Origin of the sequence: Streptomyces sp. NPDC014870, from assembly GCF_043081505.1 — a bacterium.
Taxonomy (GTDB): Bacteria; Actinomycetota; Actinomycetes; order Streptomycetales; family Streptomycetaceae; genus Streptomyces.
The window spans coordinates 198,789-215,787 of record NZ_JBIBWQ010000014.1 but is presented as its reverse complement, the minus strand read 5'-3'; the positions used below and the strand labels follow the sequence as shown (position 1 = coordinate 215,787).

Sequence of the window (16,999 nt, the reverse complement as noted above, 5' to 3'; positions counted from 1 at the left end):
GGGAAGGAGCGTGGGGACGTGGACGTCCGGGGCACGGTGGCGGCGGGGTTCGAGCCGGTCAGGGACGCGTTCCTGCGCAACTTCGAGCAGCGGGGCGAGCGGGGCGCCGCGGTCGCCGTCTACCGCGACGGGGTCAAGGTCGTCGACCTGTGGGCCGGGACGCGTGATGTCGACGGCCAGGAGCCCTGGGCCGTGGACACCGCGCAGGTGGTCCGCTCGGCGACCAAGGGCGTCGCCGCCGCCGTACCCCTGCTGCTGCACCAGCGCGGCCAGCTCGACCTGGACGCGCCGGTCGGCACGTACTGGCCGGAGTTCAAGGCGGCCGGCAAGGAGCGGGTGAGCGTACGGCAGCTCCTGGCGCACCAGGCCGGGGTGCCGGTCCTGGACCGTCCGCTGACGCTCGCGGAGGCCGTCGACCCGCAGATCGCCCAGGCGGCGATCGCCGCGCAGGCCCCCGTCTGGGCACCGGGGACCGCCCACGGCTACCACGCGCACACCTTCAGCTGGCTGCTCTCCGGCCTCGTCCACCGGGTCACCGGCCGCACGATCGGGCGCTGGGTCGCCGAGGAGATCGCCCGCCCGCTCGGCCTCGACCTCTGGATAGGCCTGCCGGCCGACGAGGCGCACCGCGTCGGCCGCCTCGGTCCGATCGAGGAGGTCGAGCCCTCGGACAGCGGCGCGCTCAGGCTCCGCCCCAAGCGCTCGGTCACCGAGGCCTACCGCGACCCGAACTCGCTCACGCGCCGCGCGTTCGGCGTGATCGACCCCAAGCCCGACGAGAACGACCCGGTCTACCGGGCCGCCGAACTGCCCGGCTCGGGCGGCGTCTCCACGGCCCGCGCTCTCGCCCGCTTCTACGCCTCCGCCCTCGGCCCGGTCGACGGCGGCCCCCGCCTCTTCGCCCCGGCGACGCTCACCCTGGCCCGCACGGAGGAGTCCGCGGGCCCCGACCGCGTCCTGATGGTCGGCACCCGCTTCGGCCTGGGCCACATGCTGCACGGCCCGGCGTCCCCGCTCCTCGGCCCCACCTCCTTCGGCCACCCCGGCCGCGGCGGCTCCCTGGGCTTCGCGGACCCGGAGTCCTCGATCGCCTTCGGCTACGTCACGAACGGCATGCGCAAGACGGTGACGGCGGACCCGCGCGCCCAGGCGCTGGTCCGGGCGGTCGGGGCGAGCCTCCAGGGGCGCTAGTCCTCGAAGTCCTCGACGAAGTAGCTGTCGTGCCGGACGCGGAACCGCTTCAGCTCCTCGGGCCCGCGCCGCGCGACCTCCGCGACCTGCTCGAAGTACTCCTCGCGCGGGGCGCCGGGGGAGAAGAGCATGAGCATGGACATGGGCTCGTCGGTCACGTTCTTGAAGCCGTGCACTCCGCCGACCGGCACGTAGAGGAAGTCGCCCTCGCGGCCCGTGACCCACTTGTCGCCGTCGTAGAGCTCCAGTTCACCGGAGAGGATGTAGAAGGACTCCGACATGGCCTTGTGGAAGTGCGGCTTGGCCCCGGCGGCGCGGGCGGCCAGGTCGACCTTGTAGAAGCCGTATTCGCCACCGGTCGAGGTGTTGGTGGCGAGGTAGTGGGTGGAGCCGCCGGGCGAGGAGATGTCGGCGGGAGTGGTCGCGGGCCGGAAGACGGCGTTCACCTCCCCCTTGTCTCCGTCGTAGCGCGGCTCGGGGTAGACGAGGTCTTCGGGGTAGGACATGTGCGCTCCTTCGGCAGGATCGTTTCGGTCTCCGCTGTCATGCTGTCGCGCGGGCACGGGAGGCCGCATCGGCCGCCGGAACGATCTTGTACGTACGGAGGCGGAGGACCGACGACCTAGGCGACGCACAGGGCCCGCCAGAGGCCCAACGGCCCAGGCGCACAGGCGCGTCGCAGGCTCATCGCAGGCCCGACGCAGCCGCGTCGGGGGCGCGGCGCCAAATCCGCTCGACACCCACCCCGGCCTCCTGCACACTTCCCGCGATGACTCGACGAACCGATACGCCTCCCGCCTGGGACGAGCGCACGCAGCTGAACACCTTCCTCGACTACGCCCGTGACACGGCCCGCGCCAAGTGCGAGGGCGTGTCGCCGGAGGACGCCCGCCGGTCCCCGCTCCCCGACTCGCCGCTGATGACCCTGTGCGGGCTGATCAGCCACCTGCGCTGGGTCGAGCACTGGTGGGTGCACGTCGTCTTCCTCGGCCAGGAGGACGGAGGCCCGCTCGTCGACGCGACGGAGGAGGACCCCGACCCCGAGATGCGGACCGCGGTGGACATCCCGCTGCCGCAACTCCTCGCCGAGTACGAGGAGCAGAGCGCCCGCTACCGCGAACTCCTCGCGGACCACGACCTGGACGCGAAGGCCAAGCGCCCCATTCGCGACGGCCGGTACGTGGACCTCCGCTGGGTGTACCTGCACCTCATCGAGGAGACCTCCCGCCACAACGGGCACCTGGACGTCGTCCGCGAACTCCTCGACGGCCGGACGGGCGTGTAGCCGAGCGCGGGCACGGCGGGGCGGGGCGGGGCGGAGCGTTCCGCCCGCCCCGCCCCGGCGTCAGGCCGCCCGCGCCACGGCCAGGGCCGCCACGATCTCCTCGTCCTCCCGGTCGCCGGTGGGCGCGAAGCCGAGGGAGGCGTAGAGGCGGGCGGCGTGCGCGTTGTCCGGGTGGTACGAGAGGCGGATCTCCCGGCACTCCGGAAGGGCCGAGAGGCGCTCGATCATGGCCCGCATGGTGGCCTGGCCGACGCCCTTCCCCTGCTCGGCGGCGTTGACGATCATGCCGCCGATCCAGTGGGAGGCGTCCTCGTCGTCGAAGGCCCACATCACGTGCCCCACGATCTCCTCGCCGGCCCGGACCCCGAGGGAGTTCCAGACCCCACCGCGTGCGGAGAGCAGCAGGTAGCGGGCTCCGAGGGCGGCCACGAACCGACGCTGGTCGTCGGCCGGGGCCACGTCCGCGACGGCCCGCCAGTTGTCGTCGTCGATCTCCTCCAGCGCCACGCGGCGGCTCTGGCGGTCGGTGAATTCCTGCGTCATCGTGCGCGTCTTCCTGTTCGACTGCTCGGTGTTGTTGGTCAAGGGCGGATCCACGGCGGACGTCTTCGGGCGTTGTCGCGCGTCATCGGGCGTACGCCGTCGGGCGCCGCCGTGGAATCCGTATGGGATGTCTCAGCGCAGGTGCCGGGCGAAGAACCGTACGGCGCTGTCCAGTTCGAAGCCGGGGATCTCCCCGTGCCGGCCCGGGTTGGCGTGCAGCGACTTCTCGGCGGATCCCAGCGCGCTGAAGAGGGCCAGGCTCTGGTCCCGGGGCACGCGTTCGTCGTCCCACTGGACGAGGAACTCGACGGGGACGGTGATCCGCGCGGCGTCCTCGGCGGTGGCGAGCGCCCCGCCGAGACCCAGGACCGCCGCACGGACCCGGGGTTCGGCGGCGACGAACGGTACGCCGAGCCCGCAGCCCAACGACACGCCCCAGTACCCGACGGGCCCGGCCCCCACGTGCGCGACACCCTGTACGGCATCGACGACGGCCCGCCACTCGGGCACGGTCCGACGGGCCACGAGGGCCTGGAACTCGGCGATCAGCGGGGCCAGTTCCTCACCGGCCTCCACCCGTGCCTGGTTGTCGGCCACGATCCGGTCGAACTCCTCGACCTTCGGCCGGTCGCCATGGGCCGGTACATCGACCGCCACCACGGCGAACCCGCACTCCTCGACGAACCGCCGCGCCCTGCCCAGCACGCCCGGCGCCTTCTTGTGCTGTCCGCCGCCGTGTCCCATGACGACCAACGGGCGTGCGCCGACGGCCCCTTCGGGCGTCCACAGGACACCGGGGATCTCGTCGAGCAGGAAGAGTTGTTCACGGACGCCGTCGGCCGACGTCTCGGAGATGAAGCGCATAGCGTTTCAGCCTTTCGGAATGCCTACTTCGGGCACTCCCCGGCCATGCGGAGGAGGGAGTCCCGATCTGTCGAAGCGTTGATCGGTCTCACCTCCTTCGTTTCGCATGGTCACGCACGGCGACGGCAACGTATCACGGGGGAGACTGGTGTGTTCGGTGACAGCGGTGTGAGATCGGGGCATGGACAGGTTTCAGGGGTATACGGCGTTCGTCACCGGTGGGGCGCAGGGGATCGGGGCCGCCGTGGTGCGGCGGCTTCGCTGGGAAGGGGCGCGGGTCGTCGTCGCGGACGTGGACGAGGACGCCGCGCGGAAGACCTTCGACGGGGTGGGCGGGGTGCGGGTCGTGCGGTGCGACGTGGGGGACGCCGACTCGGTGGCGGCGGCCGTCGCGTACGCCCGTGACGCGTTCGGACGGCTCGACGTGCTCGTTAACAACGCCTTCGCGCCCGACCTCGCGGAGGACCACGACGAGGAGTGGCGGGAGCAGTGGGACGTGACCCTCATGGGGGCCGTCCGGTGCGCGCGGGCCGCCATGCCGCTGCTCGCCGCGGCCGGCGGACGAGGGGCGATCGTCAACATCGGATCCGTCAACGCCGAGGCGTACTTCGGCAAACACGCCTACAGCGCCGCCAAGGCAGGACTCGCCTCCTTCACCCGTACCCTCGCCGGCGAGGCGGCCCCGCACGGCGTACGGGTCAACCAGGTCACGCCCGGGACCATCGCCACGCGCGGCTGGCAGGACCGGCAGGAGCAACTCACCGCGCTCGCCGAGCGCGTGTACCCGCTCGGCCGGGTCGGCACCCCCGACGACGTCGCGGGCGCCGTCGCCTTCCTCGCCTCGGCGGACGCCGCCTGGGTCACCGGCACCACGCTGCGGGTGGACGGCGGGCTGCTGGCCGTCAACACGCACTTCGGCGAGGTGCTCGGGGAGTTCTGACGGGCGGCAGTCGACGTCGCGGCGAGCGCACGTCGTGGCAGGCTGGTGCCATGACCATCAACGTGCGGCCGGCCTCCGAATTCGCGGACGTGCGGGCCGTGCTCGGCCCGAAGTCGCCGGACGCCAACGTCTGCTGGTGCCTGAGCTACCGCGTCCCGTCCAAGCTCAACAACGAGCTGCGCGGGCCGGAGCGCGGCGCGTACGTCGCCGAGCTGTGCCGGGGCGCGACGCCCCCGGGGGTGCTGGCCTACGACGGGGACGAGCCCGTCGGCTGGGCCGCCGTCGCGCCCCGCGCGGACACCTCCTTCGCGCGCAGCCGGAAGATCCCGTACGTCGACGACCTGCCGGTCTGGTCGCTGTGGTGCGTGCGGGTCCGCCCCGGCCACCGCAAGCAGGGGATCTCGCACGCCCTCATCACCGGCGCCGTCGAGTTCGCCCGCGCCCACGGCGCCCCGGCGATCGAGGCGTACCCGCTCGACAACGGGGACGCGAAGGTCGATCTGACCATGGCGTACGCCGGGCTGCGGAAGAACTTCGAACGGGCCGGGTTCGTCCACGCCGCCGACACCACCTCCGTGCTCGCCGGCCACCCCCGCGTCCTGATGCGCCTCGACCTGCGGTCCTAGCAGCCCTACGCCGTGGTCGGCACTCGACCTGCGGTCCTCGGAGCTCCTAGGCCGTGGTCGGCACTCGACCTGCGGTCCTCGGAGCTCCTAGGCCGTGGTCGGCACTCGACCTGCGGTCCCGGCGGCTCCTACGCCGTGGTCAGCATCAGACCGATGCCGACCACCATCAGCCCCGCCGCCGCGATCCTCGGTCCGCCGAAGCGCTCCTTGAAGAGCAGCGCCCCGATCGCGGCACCCACGATGATCGACGACTCGCGCAGCGCCGCGATCGGCGCGAGCGGCGCCCGGGTCTGGGCCCACAGGACGAGTCCGTACGCGGCGACCGACAGGGCCGCCCCGAGCATGCCCCGGGCGGCGTACGGGCGGAGCTGCGACGGCAGGGCCCCGCGCCGGGTCCACAGGGCGTACGCCGGGATGGCCACGCCCTCCAGGACCATCAGCCAGGCGATGTACCCGAGCGGTGTGCCGGAGGCGCGGACCCCGACGCCGTCGACGACCGTGTAGCCCGCGATGGCGAGGCCCGTCGCCCCGGCCGCGAGCAGCGCCGCCCAGTCGGGGCGGCGGCCCGAGCCCCGGATGCCCCACAGGGCCAGGCCGGTCAGGCCGGCGCAGGCGACCGCGACTCCGGCGAGCTGCGGGCCGCTGGGGATCTCGTCGACGAAGACCGCCGCGAGGAAGGTCACCGCCAGCGGGGCCGTACCGCGCGCGATCGGATACATCTGCCCGAAGTCGCCCAGCGTGAACGACCGCATCAGCAGCATCATGTACGCCACGTGCAGGACGGCGGAGGCGACGAGGTACGGCCACGCCCCGGCCGCCGGCAGCGGTACGAAGACGGCCGCGACGCCACCGATCAGCGCGCCGCCGCCGGATATGAGGGTGAACGAGAGCAGCTGGTCGCGGACGGTGTGGGCCATCGCGTTCCAGGCGGCGTGGGTCACGGCGGCCAGCAGCACCGCCGCGACGACCAGGGGGGTCACGCGGTCCGCTCGCGGACGTCCACCAGCGCGCCGCCCGCGTGGGCGATCAGCGACTTCGGGTCGAGGGCGAACACGGTGTGCGGGTTGCCGGCGGCGGCCCAGACCACAGTGTGGTCGAGCAGCCCCCGGTCGGCCAGCACCCGGGTCCGGGTGCGGTGACCGAAAGGCGGGACGCCCCCGATCGCGTACCCGGTCGTCTCCCGGACGACCTTCGCGTCGACCCGCGTCACGGCCTCGGCGCCCAGCTCGGCCCGCACCCGCTCCACGTCCACCCGCGACGCGCCGTCCATCAGCACGAGCACCGGAACCCCGTCCGCCGCGAAGACCAGCGACTTGACGATCTCGGCCACCTCGCAGCCGATGGCCTCGGCGGCCTGGAGGGCCGTGCGGGTCTCGTCGGGGAAGCGGCGGATCTCGACGTCGTCGAGACCGAGGTCCCGAAGTGCGGCGGCGAACTGGGGGTGCGCGGGGGATTCGGGTGAGCTCATGGCCCGCACGCTAGCGTTCGGTGTACGGACCACGCGACTGTATTCCCGCCGGACGAAGCGGGTCCTCACGCCGCACGGGCCAGGCCCGAAGCAGGACCTCACCGCCCGTACCGTGCACCGCCCGACCCTGGCACCGCCTACCCCGCCCGGAGCACGCTCGCGACGACCTTCCCCGCCGCGTCCCCGCCGTGCCCGCCGGACTGGACGACGGCGGCCGCCACGAGGTCGTCGGAGTAGCCGGTGAACCAGCTGTTGGAGGTGGCCTGGCCGTCGACCTCGGCCGACCCCGTCTTCGCGCCCTTGTCCTGCCCGCCGACCGAGGCCATCGCCCCGGCGGCCGTTCCCTCGCCGGTCGCCGCCGCCCGCATCATCGCGCGCAGCTGGCTCGACACCGAGGGCGACAGGGAGCGCGAGGCCTCGGCGAAGGTCCGCCCGTCGAGGTCCTTCGACACCAGGAAGGGCTGCTTGAACGTGCCGTACTTCGCGGTGGCGGTGACCGAGGCGATGTTGAGCACGTTCATCTGGACCGTGCCCTGCCCGATGTACTGCTCCGCCGCCGCACCCTGCGTCTCCTCGGGGATGGACCCGTCGACCGAGACGATGCCGGTCTTCCAGTCGAGGCCGATGCCGAAGACGTCCCGGGCCTCCTTGGCGAGCGCGGAGTCGTCGTCGACGTCGTCGATCAGCTTGACGAAGGCGGTGTTGCAGGACCGGGCGAAGCTCCGCTTGAAGGGGACGGTGCCGAGCGAGAAGTCCTTGAGGTTGCTGATCGTACGGGTGTAGTAGCGGGCGGTCGGCGGACACTCCGCGGGTCCGTTCGCGGTCACGAGCCCCTTCTCCAGGAGCAGCGCCGCGGTGACGATCTTCCACGTGGAGCCGGGGGCCTGCTTGCCCTCGAACGCCGCGTTGAAGCCGGCCGCGGGGGCGTTGGCGACGGCGCGCACCTCACCGGTGGACGGCTTGACCGCCACCACCGACCCCTCCCCGTACTGCTGCACGGCCCGCTCGGCGGCGGCCTGCGTCGGGGCGTCGATGGTCGTCTGAAGACGCCCGGGCTTGCCCTTGACGTGGGTGGCGAGCGTGGTGACCGGTCCGCCTTCCGTACCGGACTCGATCCAGGTCTCCACCCCCGGCTGCCCGCCGACCTTCGCCCCGTACTTCTCACGGAGCTGGGCCAGGATCGGGCCGAGGGACGGGTACTTCTCCGCCGTCAGCTCCACGCCCTTGCGGTCGACCGCCTTGATCTCGCCGGTCTTGGCCGGTCCGGTGCGCAGGGTCGCGCCCTCGGTGAGCTTGGGGTGGATGACGGCCGGCTTCCAGTCGACGAGGGCCCGTCCGGTGGAGAGCCCGCGGACGACGGTCAGTTCGGAGGTGTACGTCCAGGGCTTCGACTGGCCTTCGTACGTCACGGTCGCCTTCACCGTGAACGGCACCTTCGGCCCGACGGGCGTGCCGGGGACGATCTCGGCCGCGGAGACCTTCGCGCCCACCCCGAAGTCGGCCACGGCCGGCCCGGCGTCGACCGGGTTGTTGGTCAACTGCCCGGCCTTCTCGGGCTCACCGGCCGCCCACGCGGCGAGGAACTCCGCGGCGGTGTTGGTGATCTCCTCCGCGGTGACGGGACCGCTCCGCTTCTCCTCGGACTTCGCGGCGGAGACGCCTCCACCGGCACCCCCGCTGACGCCCTGCCAGAGGTTGTACCCCCCGTAGGCGACCCCGCCCGCCACGACGACGAAGACCCCGCCGACGATCGCAACCTTCACCCCACTGCGCATCCCTGTGGTTCCCCTCCCCAGAAGCCCCAGCAGTCTCAGGTTGCTCAGTCAAGCATCCAGTGCGCACGTTGTCACGGGCGGCTGTCGATCGCGTGTTCGTATGCGGAGGGGGTTGAGGCCGCTTCCTGGGCCGCCATGACCTCGTCAGGCGGCCGCGGACGTGGCGCAGGGCGCGGCCGGACCGGGGCGGCGCCGCTCGCGCGGGTGAAGGTCTTGAACCGAATCGACGCACCCGAGTGATTCACCCGGTTCGAAGGGTCATATCCGCTTGGCATGTGCCAAACCGCACGAGCACCCGTACCCGTACCGGAACCAAGGAGTACGAAGTGAAGTGGATCAAGATTCCCCTGATGGCCGCGGTGGCCGCCCTGCCCCTCACCGCGGGGATGGCCGACGCCGCGATCGGCGCGCCCACCCCCGGATCCAGGGCCGCGGCGCCCGCAGACCACGTCGGGAGTCAGGGCGGCACCGTCGTCGTCCCGGCGGGGCAGACCAGAACGGCCTTCGCGCCCTGCCCAGCCGGCCGTCAACCGAGCGGGGGCGGCGCCGTCAGGTCGGGCACGGGGCTCTTCATGACCGCCTCCACGCCCCGCGGCAACGGGTGGGAGGTCAAGTTCAGCAACGAGTCGGGCGTCGAGCGGCGCGGGGCGGCCTTCGTCGTCTGCGCCACCGGGTCCCACACCCGCCTGGCCGACTCCCCTCTCACGGTCGACCCCCACCAGCAGAGCGTCAGCAGCTTCCTCAGCTGCCCCACCAACCAGTCGCCCACCGGCGGAGGCTGGGAGACGTCGGGCACGGACGTCGTCGGCCTGCGGTTCTCCGGGGGGACCCGCTCGTACCACGCCGTGGTGTTCAACAACTCGAACACCACGCAGAGCTTCAACGCGGTCGTCCTGTGCTCGACGATCGTCCATGAGCCGCGCCTCAGCAGCCAGATCACCCTTCAGCCCGGCGCCGAGGGGATCGCGACCGCCCACTGCGACCCCGGCCAAGTGGCCAGCGGCGGCGGCTCGTTCCCCAGCGGCCAGGCCTTCATCGGCGCCTCCCGCCCGCTCCCCGACGGCACCGGATGGCAGATCACCGCCGAGAACCCCACGGGCACGGCCCAGAAGGTCACCGCGGAAGCGACCTGCACGGCGGCCTGAACCGAACGGGGGAGCACCCGGCCCCCCGGGTGCTCCTCCTCAGCGGAACCACTGCCGCCAACGAGCGGCAGGCGGCTCGCAGTCCCCGGCACGCACCTTCTCCCAGTAGGCGAGCTCGGCGAGTTCGTCGACGCTCCGGACAACCCCGTCCTTGTCGGGCAAGGGGTCGCCGTTGCTGTCGGCGAAGTACGAGACCGCGACGTCACACTCGGAGTGCACGCTCTGAGTGACGAACCACCCGCCGCCGCCGAGCAACGCGGCAGCACAAACGAGGCTCACGACCCGCCCCTTGATCCTTCTCACCACCCCGAATCGTACGCACCCACCCCGGTCGACCACCTCAGAGGCGGAGCAAGGTGGGTCGGGGAGCGTGATCCCGTGGCACGCGGTCGCAAGGCATGATCACCGGCATGGCGGAGACGAAGCCGGATCGGCTGCAACGACTGTGGGACGAGTCCAGGGTCATGCCCTTTCCTCCGGGCTTCACCCAGCGAGAGCCCGAGGGTGTGTGCATGGCGATGGTGGACACGATGCTGTCCGGCTGCGTCGTGTCTGCCTTGACAGGCCCCCTGGACGACTGGCGCCGAGGCGTCCTGCTGGCACGCATCGAGGTCCTTGGCAAGACCCTTCCGTCCATTGCCGATGACGAGTACGCGACCAAGTACTTCGCTCTCCTGTACGAGTCGGCTGTGCTGGCGGCCGAGCTCGACGCAGCTCGAACATGAGGCGGCTCCGCCGCTGACCGCGTGACCACTCTCCGGTAACTCTCGGTGCAAGCACGCCGGGTACGTTTCTGGTCATGCTCCCCGAACCTCGCACTCGTGAAGACATGGTCGCCTTCCTGCGCGACCTGCACAAAGACTTCCGCTCCCGTGGCCACGAGTGGGAGAACGGCACCCTCGACGACTTCCTTGAAGCGCTCGCCGCGTGGGTGCACGACGCCCACGGTGCGTACCGCAACGCGGGAGAGCAGTTTCCGGCCGACGGAGACTCGACCTTCATGGCCCGAGCCCTCCACGCCGCCACCATCTACGAGTAGAGCGCCGCTACCCTCGCCACAGCTCGTCACGAGAAGCCCCCACTCGAAGACCGTTCCGCTCGCCTCGTACTCTCATGCTCCCGCCCTCAGGCGGCGGGAGCGAGGGGCGGGGACATGTGGGACAGGATCGAGCTCTGGCTCCGCAACGCCGGAGGGCCACTAGCGCTTGGTGTGCTCGGTTGCTTCCTTGCCGCTGATGCGCAGTTGCTGGTCTCGCGAGTCCTGTACGTCTTCATGGGCGTCGCCGGAGTCATGGAGTGCTGGACCCAGACACGGAAGTTGATCCGCAGCCGGGAAGCAACCGCGGCGACGCTCGACCGTGAGGTGCCCGAGCGCGCGGAGACTTCATCCTGAACGTGCGATGCGGGCAGCCTTGAAGGCCTTGGTGCGGTGGGTGCTGTCACGGAGCGGTCCGGGCGCCCTTGTCCCGCGCGCGCGGTTCAGAGCGCGGCGGCAACAAGGACCCCCGCCCCCAAGAGGGAGAAGACGCCTCCCATCACCCTGCACGTGATGACGCTGCCCGGCCAAGCTCGGTAGGCGTAGGACATCGCCTGGAACCGGTCGGCCGCCCTCCAGACGTTCGCGGCTAGGAGCCCCCCGCCCACGAGAGCGATGCCTCCCCACATCAGGTGGTACGCGTCGCTGTTCACGACGCGAGGATAGTCAGCCTGCCTCGTCGGCGGGAGTTCCTCAGGAGGTTGCTGGACAGAGCACCCCCCTCCAGCTCCTGCACGCCCGGGCCGCCCGAGGGCCGCCAACGGGCACCGCTGGCCCGCCAACAACCACCATCAAGGCCCGTACGGCGGCTACTGGACCGTCCCTGGGCCGTGATCAAGTCCCTGTCTGCCCCGTCGGCTCATGCCATCTCACCCAGACGTCGAGCCCGTCCGCGCGGTAGCGGGCCCCGTCGTCGAGGCGCCATTCGGCTCGCAGCAGCTTTGCGTCGGCGGGTGCGTGCCGTTGGGCGGAGAGCAATGCCGTCAGCTCGTCGTACCGAGCATGGACGCCGCCAATCCCCGGGTGCTGTGCGCCGCTCGCTGTTCCCTGCTCGAAGCGGTTGTTCCAGTCGACGAAGATGGCCCACTGTTCCCGCTCCAGCGCGACCGACGCCGCGTCCGCCGGCCAGACGAAGTAGTTCTCCGGGGCCACGGAGAAGTCGACATCGTGACGCTGGAAGTAGTGGGCAACCCCGATGATGTCGACCAGCCCTGCGGACAGGCCGTCGTACCAGTCCAACTCGACGTAGACATGCTCGAATCCGTCTGCCGTCAGTTGCCGCACGTCCCATTCCTCAGCCACGGGCGCAGACTACTTCGGGAGGGCCGATACCTCAGTGGGATATCCGCTTGAGGCTCGCTCGTGGGAGGAGGGTGGGCATCCGAAGGGCGCCCACCGTGGCGGGCAACGGCACGTCACGGACTTTGCCGCCCTTGGGTAGAGCGACGACGAACTTGCCCCGAATTCATTTGAGTTGGTGCCCTGCGGAGAGCCACCCGCCGTCGCAGCCCAGCTCCTCCTCGGAGAGCCCGAACACCTTGCCCTGGCGCAGCCCGCAGCCCGCAGCCGCCGGCCACGCCGACGGCCGCCCGCAGGTGTTCCGGCAGCGCGTCCCGGACGGCGAACACCTGGTTCACCGTCCAGGGGACAACGCGGGGCGGACTGGCCTTCGAGATCTGGATCGAGCGAGCCTTGCAGGGGTTCTTGGTGATGAGTCCGTCGTCCAGGGCGGCGCTGGCGTGGGGTCGGGGTTGACCTCGCGAAAGGCCGTGCGTGATCCAGTCCCTAGCGACCTCTGTTGCTAGGTCTAGCAACAGAGGTCGGTCTGCCTTCCAGCTGCAATAGGGACGCTCCTTGCTGAGGCAGAACCTCTACCGCACGCCGTCCGGAACTCCAATGGCCCCGTCGAACCGCACGCTGCCGCTGAGGACCGCCCCGTCGAACCGCGCGCCGGTGAGGATCGCGCCGGAGAGATCGACGCTCACGAGGAAGGCCTTCGACAGGTCAGCGTTCGTCAGGTTCGCGCCGGTCAGCTTGGTCTCTAGGAGGTCGGCCCCCCGAAGGTCCGCACCGCTAAGGTTGGCGCCACCCAGGTCGGCGTACCAAAGGCGCGTTCTGCTCAGGTTGGCGCGGGACAGAGACGAGGCGCCCAGCTTCGCGTTCCGCAGGTCGGCGCGGGCCAGCTTCGCCTCGATCAGGTTCGCCTTGCTCAGGTGGGCGCCATACAGGGTGCTGTTCCGCAGGTCGGCGCCGGCCAGGGTGGCTCCGGACAGATCCGCGCCGGTCAGGTCGGCGCCGGTCAGCTTCGCGTTCCGCAGGTCTACTTGCCGCAGGTTCGTGCTGGTCAGATCGGCCTCGACGAGGGTCGCGCCGCCTAGGTACGACCCCACCAGACTCGTGGTGCCCTTCAGGCGCGCACGCGTCAGGTCTGCCCCCTGCATGTTCGCGCGGTCCAGATCAACGTCCAGGAGGTAGGCATTGGCCAGGTTAACTCTGCCGCACGAGGCAGCGTTCAGGTCAACGCCCGCGAGGGTCGCCTTTCGTAGATCTGCCTGGTTCAGCCTCGCGGCATCAAGGAAGAGGCGAGGGACCGGAGGAGCTCCCTGGGGCGGGGCGGCGTCATGCCGCAGCTCCATACCTCGCAGATCCGCACCCGCCAAGTCGACCTTCGCCCGTCCGTCCTGACCACGTGGGCGACCGGCGAGCACCTGCGCTACGGCCTCCACGTCGGTGGGCGGCGAGAGCTTCTCGCTTTCCTTCATAGGAGCGAAGCCGCTTTTGGGGACTCCTGCGTGGGTACGGACGTACGCCGACAGCACCGAAACGACCCTGGCCTGGTCGCGGGGAGAGTCCTGCATGATGCGTTCGAGCGCGTAAATGCCCCCGAAACGCACATCCTGCGAGTCTGACCCCAGATGCGCAACAGCTGCGTTGAAGCGGTTGGTGATCTGGCCCTCCTCGGCGATCCGCAGCTCTGTCCCGGTTTGCCGCACCGACATCCAGGTGAACAGCAGCGCACCCAGCGCAGCTAGGCCTGGCAGGCTTGCTGCCAGAGCCAGCCACACCGACCCGCCCGCGCCGCCGTCGCCCCGACGGCCGCCGCGGATCCGGCGTTCTCCTGCCGCAGCCCGCCGATGGACCGCCAACCGACGCGGCCGTGGCCGTCCCACTCTCATCCCTCCATCGCACTCGAAGATCCGGGATCACGCACGCTCACAACGACTAGAAGGGGCGGCCGCTGGCCGCTCGACCCTTGGCAGCTCGCTTCGCTCGCGCTGCGGTGCCGCCGCCGTCGGAGCGAAGTCCTATGCGCTCTGCGACTTGTCTTGTCGCTTGTCACTTGTCGTATGGGTGTCTGTGTGCCCTCCCGAGGCGCGGAAACGGCCTCTGACCTGCGTGGCGACAAGCGACAAGACAAGCGACAAGCGACAAGGGGGCGACAAGCCAGGGCCCCGTGCGGAGAACGAAGAACCCACCGGCCTCCGCAGCGCGGTGGGCTGGTCTCTCGTCTCGGAAATCGGCACGCGTGCCCCCCACTAGACCCAGGTGTCCAGCCACATCCGGTTGCGCCACTGGTCCATCGGGATCGACGTGCCCGTGTAGATCGGCCAGAAGCAACACGGACCTGAGCAGCGGCGGAGACCGCGCAGGGCTATCCGCCGCACACGCAGGACGCGCTCTACGGCGCGCTGAATCTTGCCAGTGTCCAAATGGCGGCGAGGTCGAGGACCATCACGATGATCGACCACCCCGGGTAGTACGGGATGAACATGAACTGGCTGATGAGGCTCACCGCACCCACCGCCACACCGGCGCCCTTGGCCCAGCTCTGGCCGAGCAGCACCCCCAGACCCGCGGCGATCAGCACGACCCCGATGGCCACGTGCAGCCAGCCCCAGGCCGTCACGTCGAACCGGTATGCGTACCCGGGTGCCCTGAAGATGGATTCCTGTCCGATGCCGGCGGCGCCCATGAGAATGCTGAGCGTCCCACTCAACTCCAGAGCCACACCCGCGAAGAGGTGCGGGCCGGTGACCCATTGGCTGTCGTGGGACCGCGTCGTGCCTTTCCGCGCCCCGCCGGACATCTCCGCCATGGTCTCCACCTTCCTGAACAGAGCAGCGACCGTCACGCACCAAGAGGGCGGGCCGCCGCCTCCGACACAGTCTCGCCTCGCCCTGTTCGCATCGCGACCGCGAGCGGCCACCCGAGTGGAAGTCCTGCGCCGGGACGGTCCCGTGGCTGGCCTCCGGGGCCCTCCCGGGCCGTCTGTGGGCCGTCGAGGGGCCGCCGACGGCCACCCACAACGACCAAGAGGGCCCGACCGGCGGTCGGGCCCTCTTGGGGTGTCTCAGCAGCTAGACCCAGGTGTCCAGCCACATCCGGTTGCGCCACTGGTCCATCGGGATCGACGTGCCCGTGTAGATCGGCCAGAAGTAGATGAAGTTCCAGACGATGAGCAGGACCAGGACTCCCGCGCCCACCGCCCCGAACGTCCGGCGGCGTTCCGAGGAGCCCGCTGGGCCGATCATCGCGCCGAGCATCATCGTCACCGCGAGGCACAGGAAGGGGACGAAGACGACCGCGTAGAAGAGGAAGATCGTGCGTTCCTGGTAGAGGAACCACGGCAGCCAGCCCGCTGCGATGCCGCACGCGATCGCGCCCGCGCGCCAGTCGCGGCGGAAGAACCAGCGCCACAGGACGTACAGGATCGCGAAGCAGGCCGCCCACCACAGCAGGGGCGTGCCGAGGGCCAGGACCTCCTGGGCGCACTTCTCCGTCGCGGTCGACGGGCAGCCCGCCGTGCCCGGGGCCGGGGACTCGTAGAAGTACGAGACCGGGCGGCCGAGGACGATCCAGCTCCACGGGTTCGACTCGTACGTGTGCGGCGAGTTCAGGCCCACGTGGAACGTGTAGACCTCGCTCTCGTAGTGCCACAGGCTGCGCAGCCAGTCCGGCAGGACGGCCGACCAGAAGCCGCCGCCGTTCACCTTGTCCTGCTCCTCCGCCCAGTTGCGGAAGTAGCCCTTGTCCGTGACGATCCAGCCCGTCCACGTCACCAGGTACGTGACGATCGCGACAGGCACCACCGAGACGAACGCCGGGATCAGGTCCCGCTTCAGCACCGCCACGTACGGGCGGAACGCGCCCGCCGTGCGACGGGCGCCCACGTCCCACAGCACCGTGAGCAGCCCGAAGGCGACCATCACGTACAGGCCGTTCCACTTCGTCGCCGCCGCGAGCCCCAGCGACACGCCCGCCGCGATCCGCCACGGCCGCCAGCCGAGCCGCAGCGTCTCCGCGACGTCCGCGTCCGGCCGCAGCACCCCCTCCTCGTCCACCGGCAGCGCCGCCGCGAGCCGCCGCCTCGCCCAGTCCCGGTCCAGGACCAGGCACGCGAACGACGCGAGCACGAAGAACATCAGGACCTGGTCGAGCAGCGCCGTACGGCTCATCACGAAGTGCAGGCCGTCCACCGCGAGCAGCAGGCCCGCCAGGCAGCCCAGGAACGTGGAGCGGAACAGGCGGCGGCCGATACGGCAGAGCATCAGGACCGACAGCGTGCCGAGCAGCGCCACCATGAAGCGCCAGCCGAACGGCTCGAAGCCGATGAGCTTCTCGCCCAGACCGATGACCCACTTGCCCATCGGCGGATGGACGACATAGCCCGGGTCCGTCGGGATCAGCACCGAGTCCGGGTCGTTCAGGATCGTCTTGTCGATGTCCTTCGGCCAGGCGCCCTCGTACCCCTGGTTGATCAGCGCCCAGGAGTCCTTCGCGTAGTACGTCTCGTCGAATATCACCGCGTGCGGCTTGCCCAGGTTCCAGAACCGGAGCACGCCCGCGACCAGCGCGACGAGCAGCGGACCGCCCCAGCCGGCCAGCCGCCACACCCGCTCCCCGGCGCCCGCCGAGAGCCCGAGCAGCGACCACATCCGCTCCGAGGGCCGCGTGTACGGCGGTACGAGACGCTCCCGGAGGCCCGGGCCCGCGACGCTCTTCGCGGGGGGCGTGTAGCCGAAGCGCCGCAGACGCTGCTGCCACGACGGGGGCTCTTCCACGGCGCGCTGACCCTGCAGGGTCTCGGGTGCGGTACTGGTCACCGCGCCATCGTAGGGAACGCTT

The 16,999-nt window shown here is 70.9% G+C and carries 20 protein-coding genes; 8 read left to right on the top strand and 12 right to left on the bottom strand.

The features are described from left to right. The first annotated feature begins 18 nt into the window (after positions 1-18). Positions 19-1,191 carry a serine hydrolase domain-containing protein gene (locus ACF09C_RS34550; protein ID WP_392097254.1) on the top strand — a complete coding sequence of 391 codons (1,173 nt, stop codon included), beginning with the start codon at positions 19-21 and terminating at the stop codon, positions 1,189-1,191. On the opposite strand, the gene ACF09C_RS34545 is transcribed toward ACF09C_RS34550, so the two are convergent. After that, positions 1,188-1,697: a cupin domain-containing protein gene (locus ACF09C_RS34545; protein WP_392097252.1), complete on the bottom strand. Its 510-nt coding sequence runs from the start codon at positions 1,695-1,697 to the stop codon at positions 1,188-1,190. The two genes, ACF09C_RS34550 and ACF09C_RS34545, sit on opposite strands and share 4 nt — an antisense overlap. A 263-nt stretch (positions 1,698-1,960) precedes the next feature. On the opposite strand from ACF09C_RS34545, the gene ACF09C_RS34540 reads away from it, so the two are divergent. Further along, positions 1,961-2,476 (top strand): DinB family protein, encoded by a 516-nt coding sequence (locus ACF09C_RS34540; RefSeq protein ID WP_392097251.1) that lies wholly within the window; start codon positions 1,961-1,963, stop codon positions 2,474-2,476. Between the two features lie 60 nt (positions 2,477-2,536). Here the strand turns inward: ACF09C_RS34540 and ACF09C_RS34535 are convergent, their stop codons facing one another. Both ACF09C_RS34535 and ACF09C_RS34530 read right to left on the bottom strand, forming a co-directional pair. Continuing rightward, on the bottom strand, positions 2,537-3,019 hold the full coding sequence (locus ACF09C_RS34535; protein WP_392097350.1) for a GNAT family N-acetyltransferase: 483 nt from the start codon (positions 3,017-3,019) through the stop codon (positions 2,537-2,539). A 132-nt stretch (positions 3,020-3,151) separates the two neighbouring features. Next, on the bottom strand, positions 3,152-3,883 hold the full coding sequence (locus tag ACF09C_RS34530; RefSeq protein ID WP_392097250.1) for a dienelactone hydrolase family protein: 732 nt from the start codon (positions 3,881-3,883) through the stop codon (positions 3,152-3,154). A gap of 181 nt (positions 3,884-4,064) precedes the next feature. On the opposite strand from ACF09C_RS34530, the gene ACF09C_RS34525 reads away from it, so the two are divergent. Together ACF09C_RS34525 and ACF09C_RS34520 are read left to right on the top strand one after the other, a co-directional pair. Further along, positions 4,065-4,823 (top strand): SDR family NAD(P)-dependent oxidoreductase, encoded by a 759-nt coding sequence (locus ACF09C_RS34525; RefSeq protein ID WP_392097248.1) that lies wholly within the window; start codon positions 4,065-4,067, stop codon positions 4,821-4,823. A 50-nt stretch (positions 4,824-4,873) separates the two neighbouring features. After that, positions 4,874-5,449: a GNAT family N-acetyltransferase gene (locus ACF09C_RS34520; RefSeq protein WP_392097247.1), complete on the top strand. Its 576-nt coding sequence runs from the start codon at positions 4,874-4,876 to the stop codon at positions 5,447-5,449. A gap of 128 nt (positions 5,450-5,577) precedes the next feature. On the opposite strand, the gene ACF09C_RS34515 is transcribed toward ACF09C_RS34520, so the two are convergent. The 3 genes from ACF09C_RS34515 to ACF09C_RS34505 all read right to left on the bottom strand — a co-directional run bounded on the left by ACF09C_RS34515 (position 5,578) and on the right by ACF09C_RS34505 (position 8,692). After that, the gene (locus tag ACF09C_RS34515; protein WP_392097246.1) at positions 5,578-6,429 is read right to left on the bottom strand and encodes an EamA family transporter; all 852 of its coding nucleotides are present in this window, start codon (positions 6,427-6,429) and stop codon (positions 5,578-5,580) included. Next, entirely contained in the window at positions 6,426-6,917 is a 492-nt protein-coding gene (locus ACF09C_RS34510; RefSeq protein ID WP_392097245.1) for a YbaK/EbsC family protein, read from the bottom strand. Before ACF09C_RS34510 ends, ACF09C_RS34515 begins: the two co-directional genes overlap by 4 nt. Before the next feature lie 137 nt (positions 6,918-7,054). Beyond that, a complete protein-coding gene (locus ACF09C_RS34505) occupies positions 7,055-8,692 on the bottom strand; it encodes a penicillin-binding transpeptidase domain-containing protein (protein WP_392097244.1) in 1,638 nt (545 codons plus the stop codon). A 326-nt stretch (positions 8,693-9,018) separates the two neighbouring features. On the opposite strand from ACF09C_RS34505, the gene ACF09C_RS34500 reads away from it, so the two are divergent. Continuing rightward, on the top strand, positions 9,019-9,837 hold the full coding sequence (locus ACF09C_RS34500; protein WP_392097243.1) for a hypothetical protein: 819 nt from the start codon (positions 9,019-9,021) through the stop codon (positions 9,835-9,837). A 39-nt stretch (positions 9,838-9,876) separates the two neighbouring features. On the opposite strand, the gene ACF09C_RS34495 is transcribed toward ACF09C_RS34500, so the two are convergent. Next, positions 9,877-10,116 (bottom strand): hypothetical protein, encoded by a 240-nt coding sequence (locus ACF09C_RS34495; protein ID WP_392097241.1) that lies wholly within the window; start codon positions 10,114-10,116, stop codon positions 9,877-9,879. A gap of 131 nt (positions 10,117-10,247) precedes the next feature. Here ACF09C_RS34495 and ACF09C_RS34490 point away from each other — a divergent pair, with 131 nt between their 5' ends. The 3 genes from ACF09C_RS34490 (at position 10,248) to ACF09C_RS34480 (ending at position 11,230) form a co-directional block, all read left to right on the top strand. Then, on the top strand, positions 10,248-10,562 hold the full coding sequence (locus ACF09C_RS34490; RefSeq protein ID WP_392097240.1) for a hypothetical protein: 315 nt from the start codon (positions 10,248-10,250) through the stop codon (positions 10,560-10,562). A 74-nt stretch (positions 10,563-10,636) separates the two neighbouring features. Beyond that, positions 10,637-10,876 carry a hypothetical protein gene (locus ACF09C_RS34485; RefSeq protein ID WP_392097239.1) on the top strand — a complete coding sequence of 80 codons (240 nt, stop codon included), beginning with the start codon at positions 10,637-10,639 and terminating at the stop codon, positions 10,874-10,876. Positions 10,877-10,990: 114 nt separating this feature from the next. Beyond that, a complete protein-coding gene (locus tag ACF09C_RS34480; protein ID WP_392097237.1) occupies positions 10,991-11,230 on the top strand; it encodes a hypothetical protein in 240 nt (79 codons plus the stop codon). An 86-nt stretch (positions 11,231-11,316) separates the two neighbouring features. On the opposite strand, the gene ACF09C_RS34475 is transcribed toward ACF09C_RS34480, so the two are convergent. The 5 genes from ACF09C_RS34475 to ACF09C_RS34455 form a co-directional block, all read right to left on the bottom strand. Further along, a complete protein-coding gene (locus ACF09C_RS34475) occupies positions 11,317-11,526 on the bottom strand; it encodes a hypothetical protein (protein WP_392097236.1) in 210 nt (69 codons plus the stop codon). 181 nt (positions 11,527-11,707) lie between these two features. After that, complete coding sequence (locus ACF09C_RS34470; RefSeq protein WP_392097235.1) at positions 11,708-12,175, bottom strand: hypothetical protein; 468 nt, start codon at positions 12,173-12,175, stop codon at positions 11,708-11,710. A 569-nt stretch (positions 12,176-12,744) separates the two neighbouring features. Then, on the bottom strand, positions 12,745-13,938 hold the full coding sequence (locus tag ACF09C_RS34465) for a pentapeptide repeat-containing protein (protein ID WP_392097233.1): 1,194 nt from the start codon (positions 13,936-13,938) through the stop codon (positions 12,745-12,747). A 614-nt stretch (positions 13,939-14,552) separates the two neighbouring features. After that, positions 14,553-14,969: a hypothetical protein gene (locus ACF09C_RS34460; RefSeq protein WP_392097231.1), complete on the bottom strand. Its 417-nt coding sequence runs from the start codon at positions 14,967-14,969 to the stop codon at positions 14,553-14,555. Between the two features lie 262 nt (positions 14,970-15,231). Continuing rightward, a complete protein-coding gene (locus tag ACF09C_RS34455; protein WP_392097230.1) occupies positions 15,232-16,977 on the bottom strand; it encodes a dolichyl-phosphate-mannose--protein mannosyltransferase in 1,746 nt (581 codons plus the stop codon). Positions 16,978-16,999 lie beyond the last annotated feature (22 nt).

Coding starts and splice junctions, on each gene's coding strand:
- ACF09C_RS34545 (WP_392097252.1), bottom strand. CDS start 1,697: ATGTCCTACCCCGAAGACCTCGTCTACCCCGAGCCGCGCTACGACGGA.
- ACF09C_RS34540 (WP_392097251.1), top strand. CDS start 1,961: ATGACTCGACGAACCGATACGCCTCCCGCCTGGGACGAGCGCACGCAG.
- ACF09C_RS34535 (WP_392097350.1), bottom strand. CDS start 3,019: ATGACGCAGGAATTCACCGACCGCCAGAGCCGCCGCGTGGCGCTGGAG.
- ACF09C_RS34530 (WP_392097250.1), bottom strand. CDS start 3,883: ATGCGCTTCATCTCCGAGACGTCGGCCGACGGCGTCCGTGAACAACTC.
- ACF09C_RS34525 (WP_392097248.1), top strand. CDS start 4,065: ATGGACAGGTTTCAGGGGTATACGGCGTTCGTCACCGGTGGGGCGCAG.
- ACF09C_RS34520 (WP_392097247.1), top strand. CDS start 4,874: ATGACCATCAACGTGCGGCCGGCCTCCGAATTCGCGGACGTGCGGGCC.
- ACF09C_RS34510 (WP_392097245.1), bottom strand. CDS start 6,917: ATGAGCTCACCCGAATCCCCCGCGCACCCCCAGTTCGCCGCCGCACTT.
- ACF09C_RS34505 (WP_392097244.1), bottom strand. CDS start 8,692: ATGCGCAGTGGGGTGAAGGTTGCGATCGTCGGCGGGGTCTTCGTCGTC.
- ACF09C_RS34490 (WP_392097240.1), top strand. CDS start 10,248: ATGGCGGAGACGAAGCCGGATCGGCTGCAACGACTGTGGGACGAGTCC.
- ACF09C_RS34485 (WP_392097239.1), top strand. CDS start 10,637: ATGCTCCCCGAACCTCGCACTCGTGAAGACATGGTCGCCTTCCTGCGC.
- ACF09C_RS34480 (WP_392097237.1), top strand. CDS start 10,991: ATGTGGGACAGGATCGAGCTCTGGCTCCGCAACGCCGGAGGGCCACTA.
- ACF09C_RS34460 (WP_392097231.1), bottom strand. CDS start 14,969: ATGGCGGAGATGTCCGGCGGGGCGCGGAAAGGCACGACGCGGTCCCAC.